The sequence below is a fragment of the Thalassoroseus sp. genome (assembly GCF_984380535.1).
Genome location: NZ_CFHRBF010000013.1, coordinates 25610 through 39044 on the forward strand (window position 1 = coordinate 25610; position 13435 = coordinate 39044).

10 protein-coding genes and 1 tRNA gene are annotated in these 13435 nt (G+C 52.7%); 2 read left to right on the plus strand and 9 right to left on the minus strand.

The window, feature by feature from the left end; translation table 11 throughout:
* Positions 1-275: 275 nt before the first annotated feature.
* The 4 genes from AC5DDB_RS18265 to AC5DDB_RS18280 all read right to left on the minus strand — a co-directional run bounded on the left by AC5DDB_RS18265 (position 276) and on the right by AC5DDB_RS18280 (position 5079).
* On the minus strand, positions 276-524 hold the full coding sequence (locus AC5DDB_RS18265; RefSeq protein ID WP_491741190.1) for a hypothetical protein: 249 nt from the start codon (positions 522-524) through the stop codon (positions 276-278).
* A gap of 580 nt (positions 525-1104) precedes the next feature.
* Positions 1105-1431: a helix-turn-helix domain-containing protein gene (locus tag AC5DDB_RS18270; RefSeq protein WP_491741191.1), complete on the minus strand. Its 327-nt coding sequence runs from the start codon at positions 1429-1431 to the stop codon at positions 1105-1107.
* 330 nt (positions 1432-1761) lie between these two features.
* Positions 1762-3729, minus strand: a complete 1968-nt coding sequence (locus AC5DDB_RS18275) for a hypothetical protein (protein WP_491741192.1) — start codon at positions 3727-3729, stop codon at positions 1762-1764.
* Between the two features lie 69 nt (positions 3730-3798).
* A complete protein-coding gene (locus AC5DDB_RS18280) occupies positions 3799-5079 on the minus strand; it encodes a tyrosine-type recombinase/integrase (protein WP_491741193.1) in 1281 nt (426 codons plus the stop codon).
* Here AC5DDB_RS18280 and AC5DDB_RS18285 point away from each other — a divergent pair.
* Positions 5078-5200, plus strand: coding sequence for a hypothetical protein (locus AC5DDB_RS18285; RefSeq protein WP_491741194.1), 123 nt, complete (start codon positions 5078-5080; stop codon positions 5198-5200). The genes AC5DDB_RS18280 and AC5DDB_RS18285 overlap by 2 nt on opposite strands.
* A gap of 71 nt (positions 5201-5271) precedes the next feature.
* Here the strand turns inward: AC5DDB_RS18285 and AC5DDB_RS18290 are convergent.
* The 5 genes from AC5DDB_RS18290 to metF all read right to left on the minus strand — a co-directional run bounded on the left by AC5DDB_RS18290 (position 5272) and on the right by metF (position 11619).
* A tRNA-Leu gene (locus tag AC5DDB_RS18290) sits at positions 5272-5357 on the minus strand.
* 127 nt (positions 5358-5484) lie between these two features.
* A complete protein-coding gene (locus tag AC5DDB_RS18295; protein WP_491741195.1) occupies positions 5485-6138 on the minus strand; it encodes a DUF998 domain-containing protein in 654 nt (217 codons plus the stop codon).
* Positions 6139-6152: 14 nt separating this feature from the next.
* Positions 6153-9869: a methionine synthase gene (gene metH, locus AC5DDB_RS18300; RefSeq protein ID WP_491741196.1), complete on the minus strand. Its 3717-nt coding sequence runs from the start codon at positions 9867-9869 to the stop codon at positions 6153-6155.
* Positions 9870-9918: 49 nt separating this feature from the next.
* Positions 9919-10695 carry a hypothetical protein gene (locus AC5DDB_RS18305; RefSeq protein WP_491741197.1) on the minus strand — a complete coding sequence of 259 codons (777 nt, stop codon included), beginning with the start codon at positions 10693-10695 and terminating at the stop codon, positions 9919-9921.
* A 24-nt stretch (positions 10696-10719) separates the two neighbouring features.
* Positions 10720-11619 carry a methylenetetrahydrofolate reductase [NAD(P)H] gene (gene metF, locus AC5DDB_RS18310; protein WP_491741198.1) on the minus strand — a complete coding sequence of 300 codons (900 nt, stop codon included), beginning with the start codon at positions 11617-11619 and terminating at the stop codon, positions 10720-10722.
* Positions 11620-12018: 399 nt separating this feature from the next.
* Between metF and ahcY the strand changes: the two genes are divergently transcribed.
* Positions 12019-13365, plus strand: a complete 1347-nt coding sequence (gene ahcY / locus AC5DDB_RS18315) for an adenosylhomocysteinase (RefSeq protein ID WP_491741199.1) — start codon at positions 12019-12021, stop codon at positions 13363-13365.
* Positions 13366-13435: the final 70 nt, after the last annotated feature.

Below are 13435 nucleotides of genomic sequence, written 5' to 3' on the forward strand. Positions count from 1 at the left end.
TCGCTGTGGACAATCCACAGCGGCCTTTTCCAGTGCATCAGCTTTATCCGGGTTGCTCACCTTCTTTCCGTTTTCGACTGTCGCGAGGAGCCTTCTTCTGTTTGTCGTAAAACGCCTTCAGCACTGTCAAACCTTTCCTCCGTGAACTCTAAACCTGACATGGATCAACTCGCGGTCGATCCCAATACGAGCAACTTTGAGCGGCTAAAGGCCGCATAGTCACCAAGCTCAGGAGTTTGTGATTGTGTCGGGCGTGTGTCCTCTCCATATCAGCCTTAGAACTCAGTAGGGTCGATCTCGTCGGTCCATTCCTCTGGCGACCAATCGCTTTCTTCAAAGTCGATTACGGCCTGTTCGGAGGCGATGTCATTTCGAAATATATCCGCTAACCTTGTGATGAATGGCTCATATCGGTGCATTCCAATTGTTGTCTCGTCATCGACATTCAACTGGCCTAGTGAAGGCAAGTTGATGAATTGCGGATGATTGTGCACAATTGCAAACTCGTCGTTCCATCTTGTCACAACACCGATTCCCCGGCCGAAATTGTTGAATTGGAATTCGGGGATCAAGCATCTTGCCAGTATTGTGGATTTCAACAGCGGCCAGAGTTCGTCTAAGCTCGTGTCCTCTGTCTGAGGGCAGCGATAGTAAAAATCGAGAAGCAACGGAAAACGAGAGAATTCTTGATGTTCGCACACACGACGCATCTGGACCCAGTGATCGTAGCCTCTTTTTTGATCAAGAAAACTGCAATCGTCAGCTAAGTCGGTACGTGCGAAGGTTCTTAGAAGAAGCATTGACGCGTCGTGTTCTATACTCCAAATCGTTCTTTGACGACTATAAGCGTCGTATTCTTCCTTGGTCATCATAATCAAATCTTTCTGTTGGGAAGTTATTGATTGTGGTACGAATTGTGATTGATGTTACGTTTCAGCATTGAGTTTTAGGATACTCACTTTTTACCGGTGGCCCCCGTGCTGGCAGCAATGCTGATCTATCTCGCCTACGAATACCGTTGCATCGTTGTTTTCTATCAATACACACTTTTCAATCTCCGTGCCTCGGTTCTCGGGAATCTGCCGGTCCACAAGTGCGTCACACCTAGCTTGATGCAAATGCAGACATTTGAGCGGCCTTGCCATCGCCGATTAGTCGCTTCAGCTCGGCACGGGGAACCAACAACCGTCCTCGAGGCCCACTCCCATCAATTCGAATAGCTTTCAGCTTTTCGTCACGTATCCAGCGGCGAACTGTGTAAGGGTCCCGGCCGGTCGCGCGGGCGACCTCTTCCACCGTATAGTGCTCTTTGGTCACTCCCGCGATTCGTTCGCGAATCTCGTCGACAGAAATTCGGATGTCGCCAAGTGTTGACATGATTTGCTCAAGTCTTGCGTCTGAAAAAATTTCGAGTTGTTTACTCTGAGTCATGGTAAAAAGCTCCTGACTAGCTCGGACTGTATAGCGCGCAGCAACAACTGCATGCAGAAGCAGTGGGGAGAAGAACAGGCTCAAGAAGCAAAGAACCTGAAACCGGACAGAAAACGAACGCGAAGGTGGCTGTTGAACGAGTTCAACTCCACACTGCGAAGGTTGCCGGTTGTTAAGAAGTCAACACCGTAAGAGGTGTTGGTAGCGTATGGCTGCGGCAAAGCCTGACCTAGCGTCTCTAGGTGTCAAAGCTACTGTTGGGGATGATAGCAAATCGGTATGATTGTTTCAAGCTCATGTCACGACATAACATTGTTAAGATTTCTGGCTTTACCAATCATGAACAAACTCAACGTGGGGATTGATTGGGACATCGATTAAAACTCCGCCATGAGCGTATGCCAATCTTCTCACGCACGCTATGAGCGCGTTCCGAATCTTAGCTGAGACTGTTTCAGTCGACTCGGTTTTTTTGACAGGTATGACGAATTCCTTCGCTTCGTCGACCGCGGCGATCAAGAAACCGGCCGCAGAGAGTTCGAAGAGAAGCATTTTGAGCACTTCGTCGGCCAATTCTTGAACTTCGAGGCTGAAAGCCTGATTGATACTTACTCGTGGTCCAATACGTCCAAACGGAGTCACGGATCGATGCTGCAAGGACTCTTTAAGCTGATTTGTGTGAGCTTCTCCTTGAGCGTTCGTATTGACCAAATTGCGGATTCTTTGTTCCAAAGTGCCTGGATTCCGCATTGCTTCGTCGAGGCTTTCAGGCGGGATATTGAGGTTCCTCGCAAGATGTCTAACTGTTCGATCGCGAATGTTAGCACCGATCTCGGGGCAAGTTCGGTCTTTGAAGAAATTAAAGAGTCGGCCAATTTCGGCCATGCTCAAATTGGATTGCCCAGTTTCGTATCTCAGTAGTTGACCAACTTGCTCTATTGAAAAGCCAAGGTATACGCACTTGAGCAGTATCATCGCGACATGGAACTGCTGATCAGACTCAAATTGCGGAAGACGAAAATTAGATTCATCTTCGCTGCGTTCACGTTGGCTGAATAGTTTTTTGACTACGTTCTCGAGTAAATTTTCGCGATCACGAAAAGCTTTGGTAATTTGACCTTCCTGAGCAAACTGGTCGCAGATGACTCCAAGACAGATAAATTCGATGTCTGCTACGTAAACTTTGACAAAGCGCATACCGTCGGGGGCGAGAAAAAGTCCAGGTGCACTCTGGTGGAGATAGGAAAGTTCTGGTTCAGACGTCCCAATCCGCGGAGCGACGTGGTATTTAGGCTGGATAGACCGCCTGTCTCCCGACCTAAAAAAACGCTTCAGGCGGGCGGAACATACTACGTCACGCCAAGCTCGAAGAGAGTCGGTAGAATACACGTGCAATCCCCAGTGCTCGGGAATCAAAGATATTTGCCCACGATCGTCAAGAGGTGCCGTCAAATTTTGGCCATTAATATCTGGTAAGGTTGGTATTAGTGATGCTAACCACTGGCGAAGCTTAGCTGGCCGATAACATGGTCTCGATTCCTCGTCGAGTTGGACCACATCATCATCCCATTGGAAGACTTTTCTCGCATTTCGATCAGACTTTAGATCATGTGAAGACGCGGCGTAGATCGCCTCAAGGCGAACTTCAAGGTCCTTGAGTTTGGCGACGTCGAGACGCAATTCTCGGTCAGGATTTGAAACCGCAATAGCACCTTGCACATCGATTGCGTGGCCAAGTGGTCCAAAATCTTCAATGATGGCTTCTGAAGATGTTTCGGAAGCGATGAGTCTGGCTCTCTCACACTGCTTCTCATAGATTTCTAAGATTTGCCTGTGGTGGCTCTCCGGACTGCCTCCAGTGTCTGATACATTGTATTTGCGTGCGATGGTTTCGAGGAGGTGTGGCTTTGGAAAGACGCCACACTCTGCATGACGCAGGCGTTGTTCCAGAAGGAGCACGTCATGGAAATTGCCCTGCCGCGATAAGTCCCACAATCGTTCGAGGAGCTTCGAGTTCGCTATCGCTTCGCAAGCATTGACATATTTCCAGTGCATGGTAGCGACATCGCGGGCAATGAACTGGCATCCTCTGTGCGTGTCGAAGAAGGTTAGCAAGTTGCTAAATGGGAGAAGCAACATCTGCTGTCGGTCTTGTGCGGACATGACTGTGACCATCGGAGACGATATTGTACATAGCTCAGAACCAATGTCATCAAGCAACTCAAACGAGATCACGCCGTTTGAAATTGACTTTTCGTTCCAAAGCGGCCATTGAAGGGATTCGCAGCCTTTGTTCATTTGGTGGTACTCTCGAAATGATTACTGGCAGTAATGGGTTGGAGAAACTCTATTTTTGCGTGTTGGCAATCAGATGCCAGAGTTCACCGGCAATTCGCTGGCACCGATGTTTGCGAATGACAACGTCTCTATTGCAGCCTGACGGTTGGCGGGGAATAGATGTTGATATCGTTTTCGCATTTCTTCGGTTTGGTGCCCCATCATGCTGTCGATAATCCGCTGATCGACGCCGTGCATTGCTAAGTTGCTCGCGAAGCTATGACGGAAAGTGTGAAATCCGAGCACGATTTTGCGTCTGCCATCCGACATTGTGCGTTCCCAGGGCGTGCCTTTCAATGTTCGGGAGAAGTGATCGTGCGCCATATCCATCGTGATTGGTTCGATTACCCCGGCGTGGCAAATCACAGACTGGCCGTGCGGACGATTTGATTGATGTTCCGTGAGAATACCCTGCAACACGGGGTGGATCGGAATATCCCGGGAGGTTTCAACCGTTTGCCGACTTTGTTTCCGGCTGCGTGCGGTGACTAGCCCAGCGTCCTGATTGATATCAGACCACCGGAGTCTTAAGATTTCTCCCCGCCGCATGCCAGTGTATGCTGCCAAAGCAACCATCGGATAGATAAAATCGTGCCGGGCTTTCGTCCGAAAAATTTCTAGTAGCTTTCCAATCTGATCTTGGTCCAAGTACAAGCATTTCCAAATATCATCGACCTCTCGATCTTGGAGTCCTCCGCGGTTGAGAATCTCGTCGATCTCGATCAGAGTGCGAAAGCGTTTTTTCTCTCGGTCTTCCTGAAAACTGCAGAGCCTCACGGCCGGCGATGAACGAAGTGCAATCTGCTCCTTGCCTGTTGCCCAACCGAAGAACGAGATCAAAGTTTGGCGTTCCTTCATCACGGTTGTGGCCGAAGCACGTTTTCTCCGTTGCCGGAGAGCGTTTTCCAGGTCATCTCTCGTGACCCGATGGACGGCAACGTTCGCTTTCGGGCCGAGCACCATGCATAGATTCCGCAAGTGCGTTCGCTCTGTTTTCAGCGAGGAATCGGCTTTTTGCCCGCTGTGCTCCAATAGGTACCGCTCGATCAGCTCAGAATAGCTCTGCAACCCCGTGGTCGATTTCTTCTCGCGAGGGGTAGTGACGCCGTTTACGATGAAATCGCCGGGATCGACTCCTTCTGGGATTACTTGATTCCCGTTCGCGAGTTGAAAGAGTGTGTGTGCGATCTTGCCGAGAATCGCGTCCGCTGCCTTGCGATTTTGAGTCTTGAGAGATCGCTGGTACTGCTGATCGGCATATCGAAAGCAGATAACATATTTCCCTGATTTCGTCTTCCGAAGTGAGGCCATGCCATTTCCATCCAACCAAAGAATTCGTCGAAAACTGTTGGAATGGTTGGGGGGCTTAGAGGGCGGTCAAGCGATTTTCGTGAAGGGCAACACGACGCCACACGAACGCCCGTTGTTGTAAGAATGTTGTAAAGCTCGACACTTCACGAAAAAAGGGTTTACGCCGTTTCGACGTAAACCCTTTGAAAATAATGCGCAAGAGAGGACTCGAACCTCCACGGGGTTTAATCCCCACTAGGCCCTCAACCTAGCGCGTCTGCCAGTTCCGCCACTTGCGCGTCTCTGTATTTGAGGGTCCAACGTGTGTTGAGTTGTCTTTATGAAAGAGGACACTCGCTCTGCGTTGGATGTTCGGAAAATATTAATCAGCTTCGCGATTGGTTTCCAGAGAAACGGCCATGAAAATCAATTTTCTTCGGGGATTGTTGGCTGAGAAATCACTTCAGCTCGACGGGTTGCTAAATTCCAGGCCGTGAAACAGGCCCATCCGAAGAAACCGAGCTCGGCGATCCGTTGGAATGCACCTTTCCAACCGGGAAGTATGATCATGCCTGCAGCACCCACGACAGCCAGGACAATTCCTAGCGTCGTGATCGGTACAAGATTTCTCCAGACACGTTGAGAACGAAAGGCCGACAAGAAGAGGCCAAGCCCAAGGATCGCACCGCCGTAATGATAGTAGCCTGTGATGGTATGCACGTTCTGGCTGAGTGTTCCCCACGTTGGGCATCCGGGATCGCATGGTGCCAATCCGGCGGCAATGTATCCGATCCCGACACCCATCGAGGCGATGATCCCCCATGTCGCGCGTCGCGATGACGGCAAAAACGCCTTGAGCGCAAGTAGGAACGTGAGGATCAAAACGCCGGTCGGAAGAAAGCCGGCATTGCTGACCCACGTTCCCGTCGGAGCCCCCGATTGCCCCAGTTCCGAGAGATACTGGTGCAGGTGACTGTAATTCGGCGTGTGCAACCCGGCCCAAATCGGCACGCTGACTTCGAGCGTTGTCGCGGCGAATGCGCAGACGACCACGATCCACCGCCACGAATTGGCCGGCATTAAATTGTTCCAACTCACGCCGCCGATTCCGCGGTCTCGGCAACGGTCTCGGGATCGTACCCCAAATTCGGTGCGAGCCAACGCTCGACTTCATCGACGGGTTTCCCGCAACGGGCGGCGTACTCTTCAACCTGATCTCTCGTGACCCGGTCGACGGAAAAATACCGGGATTCCGGATGTGCGAAATACAGTCCACTGACCGAAGCGGCCGGCCACATCGCGAAACTTTCCGTCAGTTGAATGCCGGTGGCATTTTCGACATCGAGCATCTCCCACAAAGTCGCTTTGGGTGTGTGATCGGGACACGCCGGGTAACCGAACGCAGGACGTATCCCACGGTATTTTTCGCCGATCAATTCGTCGGTCGAGAGTTGCTCCTCTTGACCGAACCCCCAATCATCCCGAGCTTGCTTGTGCAGCCGTTCGGCGAATGCTTCTGCCAAGCGGTCGGCAAGGGCTTTCGCGAGGATCGAGTTGTAGTCGTCGTGGGTCTTTAAGAATTTCGCGGACAACTCGTCACACCCCAACCCAGTGGTCACGGCAAACGCACCGATCGTGTCAATTCTGCCACTCTCGACGGGAGCGATGTAGTCGGAAAGCGAGCGAAACTCGGTTTGGCCTTTTCGTTCCCATTGTTGTCGAAGCATGGGGAAACGTGTCATCTCGACTTGCGTACCGGGCTCGTACAGAATGATATCGTCACCATCGGACTGGGCAGGCCAGAACCCATAGACGGCATGTGCAGTCAGTAGGTTGTTGTCGATGATCTCATTCAGCAATTGCTGGGCATCGTCGAACAGTTTTCTTGCTTCGACGCCCACGTGCGGATCGTCGAAAATCTTCGGATACTTGCCCCGCAGTTCCCAGGTTGCAAAGAACGGCGACCAATCGATGAAGGACTCCAATTCACGCAGAGAAAAGTTCTTCAGAACTTTCGTGCCCTGAAAGCTCGGCGTGGCAATCGGGCTGGTCGACCAATCGGTTTGGAAACGTCGCTCGAACGCGGTGGCATACGAGACAAGGTTCTTCGGTTGACGGTCGGCAAACTGCTTACGATCGCGTTCTTGCTCGATGCGAACTTTCTCCAGAAAGCCCGCGCGTCGCGATGGATCGAGCAGTTTTTCCACAACTGGAACAGACTGCGATGCATCGAGGACGTGAATCACAGGGTGCTTGTACTTGGGAGCGATTTTTACGGCCGTGTGCTTGGCGGACGTCGTGGCTCCCCCGATTAGAAGCGGAACATCGAACCCTTGTCGCTGCATTTCACTCGCCACGTGAACCATTTCGTCCAGCGAAGGCGTGATCAATCCGGACAAGCCGATGATGTCGACGTTTTCCTCGCGGGCGGTTTCGAGGATTTTTTCCGCGGGTACCATCACGCCCATGTCGATGACTTCGAAATTGTTACATCGCAACACGACAGCGACGATGTTCTTTCCGATGTCGTGCACGTCGCCTTTGACGGTTGCAATCAGAATTTTGCCACGCGAATCCTGTTTGTTGCCGCTGGCTTCTTTCTCGGCTTCCATGAACGGCATCAGATACGCGACGGATTTCTTCATCACGCGAGCACTTTTGACGACCTGTGGCAGAAACATTTTGCCGGCACCGAACAGTTCGCCGACGACATTCATGCCATCCATCAGCGGACCTTGGATGACGTCTAACGGCTTGTCGTATTTCTGGCGAGCCTCTTCGGTGTCTTCGTCGATGTACTCGGTAATGCCTTTGAGCAATGCGTGCTTCAATCGCTCTTCGACGGTGTTTTCTCGCCAAAGTTCTTTCTGTTCCGCGCCCTGGCTCTTTTCCTTCACGGTTTCCGAGTAGTCGATCAGGCGTTCGGTCGCATCGGGTCGTCGGTTGAGCAACACATCTTCGACATACTCGCGAAGCTCCGGTTCGATTTCTTCGTAGACTTCGAGTTGCCCGGCGTTGACGATCCCCATGTCTAAACCAGCGGAAATCGCGTGGTAGAGGAAGCACGCATTCATCGCTTCGCGGACGACATTGTTCCCCCGGAAGGAGAACGACACGTTACTCACACCGCCGCTTGTGCGGGCGCCGGGACATTCCTTTTTAATTCGGCGAACCGCTTCGATGAATTCGACCGCGTAGTTCGCGTGTTCCTCCATGCCGGTGCCGACGGTGAGGATGTTCGGGTCGAAAATAATATCTTCGGGCGGAAAGCCGGCTTTCTCGGTGAGGAGTTTGTACGCACGCTTGCAGATCTCAACCTTCCGATCGCACTCCGCCGCTTGGCCAATTTCATCGAAGGCCATTACCACGACCGCCGCACCATACTTGCGAATCGTTCGGGCTTGTTCCAAGAATTTCTCTTCTCCGAGATCCTTGATCGAAATGGAATTGACGATACCTTTGCCCGCCAAACACTTCAGACCGGCTTCGATCACTTCAAACTTGGAACTGTCGACCATGATCGGAACACGGTTCACGTCTGGGTCGTCGTGGATCAAGTTGAGGAACTGCACCATTTCCTTTTCGGAATCGAGCATCCCCTCGTCCATGTTGACATCGATGACGTTTGCCCCGCCTTCGACTTGGTCGGCCGCAACACTCAGCGCTTCGTCATGTTTCTCTTCACGGATCAGTCGAGCAAACTTTTTGGAACCGGTGACGTTGGTTCGTTCGCCGATCATCATAAAGTTGCTGTCGGGCGTGAGGACCAATTCCTCAGAACCGCTGTAAGTCGAATAGCGTGGCAGGTTCGGCGTCTTGCGTGGTCGCAGATCCTTCACGGCATCGGCGATGGCGGCGATGTATTCCGGCGTCGTGCCACAACACCCACCGACGATATTTACCCAGCCTTCTTCGGCGAAACTGCGAACGATCTCCGCAAATTCGCTAGCGGTGGAATCGAAACCGCCCATTCCATCGGGCATACCAGCATTCGGATAGAGACTAATCGCACAACGGGCATGTTGATTGAGGACATCCACATAGGGACGAATCTGCTTCGGCCCGAGCGCACAGTTCAGGCCAATGCTCAACATCGGGAAGTGTTCCAACGCGATCAGGAACGCTTCGAGAGTTTGCCCTGTCAGAGTACGACCGCCGTTGAAAATTGTCCCTGAGACCATCACGGGCACTGTCATGCCACGTTCGGTGAAAACTTGGTCAATCGCGTACAGACACGACTTCATATTGAGCGTGTCGAACGACGTCTCCGGCAATAGAATGTCCACGCCGCCGTCGAGCAAACCGCGAACTTGCTCGGCGTAGGAGTCGGCCATCTGGTCGAATGTGACCGGGCGGAAGCCGGGTTTGTCGGCGTTGAAGGAAAGTTGAACTTTCGTCGGGCCGATACTGCCGGCAACGAACCGCGGTTTGTCCGGGTTTTTCTTGGTGAACTCGTCCGCCACTTTACGAGCGATTTCGGCGGCCTGTTTGTTCATCTCGTGTGTGAGGTCGGCCAGACCGAATTCCTCAAGCGTGAGGATATTCGCACCAAACGTGTTGGTCTCGAAGATGTCCGATCCAGCTTCGCAGTAGGTGCGATGAACGTCTTCGATCAGTTTGGGCTGAGTGAGACAAAGAACATCGGTTGCGTTTTTCAGATCGATGTTGTGATTCTTGAACCGTTCGCCACGGTAGTCTTCTTCGGTGGGGCCCGTCTGCATGATGAGCGAACCCATCGAACCGTCCAGCAGCAAAATGCGGTCGGTCAGGAGGTTTTGCAGACGATCGGCGGTTGAGTCGGTCATAGTCATTCAGTCCAGACAGGTAGTCGCGTTTGTCTCGGTCGAGACAATCGGTGAGTCAGACGGCGGGTTGCAAGTACTCGGCTAGATCTCGGAATGTTTGGATAGAGGCTGGTAACGGGTTTAGGGTTCGGTCCAGCTTCTCCACGAGCCATGCTCGCGTGGTCCACTCCAATACCAGCAATCCGAGCAACCAGTACGGACTCACGTTCTGTGTGAGTAATAATACAGGGATACCGATCAGGGCAATCCACAAATTAGTGAACGCGGTGTACCAGTTTCGGGGGAGCGATTGCAACTCGCCGTCGGTCCAATACTGCAATCGCTGCCAAAATCGTCGCAATTGACGGCCCTGGAGAACATCACGAATCGGCGTGCTTGGGACAAAACGCCGTTCCACGCGGAAGATATGATTGACGATCGGACGAAACGACAAGAACACCCCCGCCGGTCCGCACTCATGACCGGCGACCATCACCGCTTGAAACTTGGGGGTTCGCTGGTGAACGAACTCCGTCAGTTCCGCGAAGGTCAATTCGTTGAGTCGATCTTCGTCGTTGTCGAGCTTGTCGCCATCAACCTGATACGCAAGGAACTCTTCCAGCGCTTGGTTGCCGCCTTCGAGATCAAAGGTTCGGACGATTTCGTCGAACAGAAACAGGTTGTCATCGTCCAACATCGGATGTTCTGAGACAAACGCGATGAAACGGTCTTCCGGTGAATCCGGTGTTGCTCCGAAGAAATTCGTGAAGATGTCCTGAAGCTGAATCCAACAATCTCCAAGCGTCCAGGTTCGCAACTGCGGTCTTTCAATTCCCGATATGTCATCCGTCATAATCGGTGTTCCAACAGATTGTCGTTATGCGAACTGTGCTTCCGCCGGTTGCCAGTTGAGTTCGCCGAGAATTCGTTCGCACGCGTCGGACTTGTTCAACACGTAGAAGTGGATTCCCGGCACGCCTTGGTCAATCAGTTCTTGGCATTGTCGGATCGCGTGGTTGACGCCGATTTCGAACTGAGCATCCGCGTCATCTTGGACGGCCTCCAACTGCTTGGACAGCCCCTCCGGGAAGACGGCCCCACACATCGCGGTGATGCGTTGGATGCGAGCGAACGAAGTGATCGGCATAATGCCAGCCACTAAGGGCACGGTGATGCCGACGCGTTCGTATTCGTCGCGGAAGCGGAAGAAATTTGCGTTCTCGTAAAAGAGTTGTGTGAAGACGGCATCCGCACCGGCATCGACTTTCCGCTTGAGATTGTCCAAGTCGGTCGCCGCATCCACACACTCGACGTGCTTCTCCGGATAGCCCGCGACTCCGATGCCCATCTCTGGGTGATGTTCGCGAATCAACGAGACCAATTCATTCGCGTATCGCAGACCGCCTTCGACGGCTTGAAACGTGGTTTCGCCCTGCGGAGGATCACCTCGTAACGCCATGATGTTCGTGACACCAACGGATTTGGCTTTATCCAACCAGGCGAGCAATTCCTCGCGGGTCGAGCCCACACACGTGAAGTGGGCGGTCGCAGGGATGTTCAGCCGATCTTGAATTTCTTGGCACCACCGTAACGTCCGATCGCGCGTCGTACCACCGGCTCCATAAGTGCACGAAAAGAACGCCGGTTGAAATTTCGCCAAGCGGTCGAGGGTCTGCTGAAGAGCCTGTTCGCCTTCATCGGTCTTCGGGGGGAAGATCTCGATCGACAAACCAAAACCACCAGGGCGATAAAAATCTCCGACACGCATCAATGCCATCTCCTCTCCGTTCGTCAAAATCCAGTCCGGTGCTGCTTCTCCATGCGGACAACAGAGCCGCGCTACTTGTCTTAGTCTAGCAGAGTCCTCATAGCAAGGCAGCCCGTGCTAGGGAGAAACCACCCCGAAGTTTGATCTTTTCGTCGTTCACGCCAGCTTTTCACCATCGGCCATTGTCGGCTGCGGGTAAATTGCCTATGTTTTCCCGAAGTGGTGGTGTGGAACGGCTGACCATTCCACGTCTTCACTTGTTGTTGGACTTCGCCAGTTCCGCAGACGCGGACGGAATAAAGACGGGACTCCACCAACCCCATTCGCCGGAAATCTTGACTGTAAAATGTTCCCGATGAATCTCGTTGGCCGGTTCACAGGGTCGTCAGCCACTAGGAGAGAAAATCGATGTCAGATGTTATGCCGTTGCCTTACAAGGTTCGTGACTACAACGAAGAACAGTTCGAGAAGCTAGCCCAGTGGGGGCGGATGGAAATCGAACTCGCGGAAAACGAAATGCCGGGGCTGATGGCTCTCCGCGAAAAGTATGGAAAAGAGCAACCGTTGAAAGGGGCCCGAATCGCCGGCTGTCTGCACATGACCGTGCAAACCGCCGTGCTGATCGAAACGCTGACCGCTCTCGGTGCTGAAGTCCGTTGGTCGAGCTGTAATATCTTTTCCACCCAAGACCACGCCGCAGCCGCAATCGCCAAAGCGGGTATTCCGGTCTTCGCTTGGAAAGGGATGACCGAAGAAGAATTTGATTGGTGCATCGAGCAAACCTTGTTCTGGCCGAATGGCGAAGGCTTGAACATGATCCTCGACGACGGTGGCGACCTCACCATGATGGTCCACAACAAGTTCCCCGAATTGTTGGAGAACATCCGCGGCCTCACCGAGGAAACGACCACCGGGATTCATCGTTTGCACACGTTGCACCGTCATGGCAAACTCGGTTGCCCGGCGATCAACGTGAACGACTCCGTTACGAAGAGCAAATTCGACAACCTCTACGGCTGTCGGGAAAGTCTGGCGGACGGTATCAAACGGGCGACCGACATCATGGTTGCCGGGAAAGTCGTGGTGGTCTGCGGTTATGGCGACGTCGGTAAAGGCTGTGCCGATGCCATGCGTGGGCTGGGTGCTCGCGTGGTCATCACTGAGATTGACCCCATCTGCGCACTACAAGCCGCGATGGAAGGCTACGAAGTCACCACGATGGAAGACGTCGCAGCTCGCGGCGACATCTTCGTGACCACAACGGGTTGCTGCGATGTCATCTGCAGCCAACACCTCGACGTGATGAAGAACGAAGCCATCGTTTGCAACATTGGCCACTTCGACAGTGAAATTCAGATCGCGTATCTCAACGGTCGTAGCGACATCAAAAAAGTGACCATCAAAGATCACAACGATGTCGGAGGACCGGTTCATAAGTATACATATCCCGATGGCAAGTCGATCCTCGTTTTGGCGGAAGGTCGATTGGTGAACCTGGGCTGTGCCACCGGACACCCATCGTTCGTGATGAGCAACAGTTTCACGAACCAAGTGCTTGGGCAAATGGCTCTGTGGAACGAGACCGATTCCTACACGATCGGCGTCCACGTTCTACCTAAGAAATTGGACGAGGAAGTCGCCCGCCTGCACTTGGCGAAACTGGGTGTGAAACTCACCAGCCTTACGCATGAACAAGCCGACTACCTGGATATTCCAAAGGAAGGTCCTTTCAAACCGGATTACTACCGGTACTAAGACCAAATCACGGTCTTTGGCGTCCGTGATCGAATATTGTGAAGAAGACCGGCAGGCATAAAAACCTGCC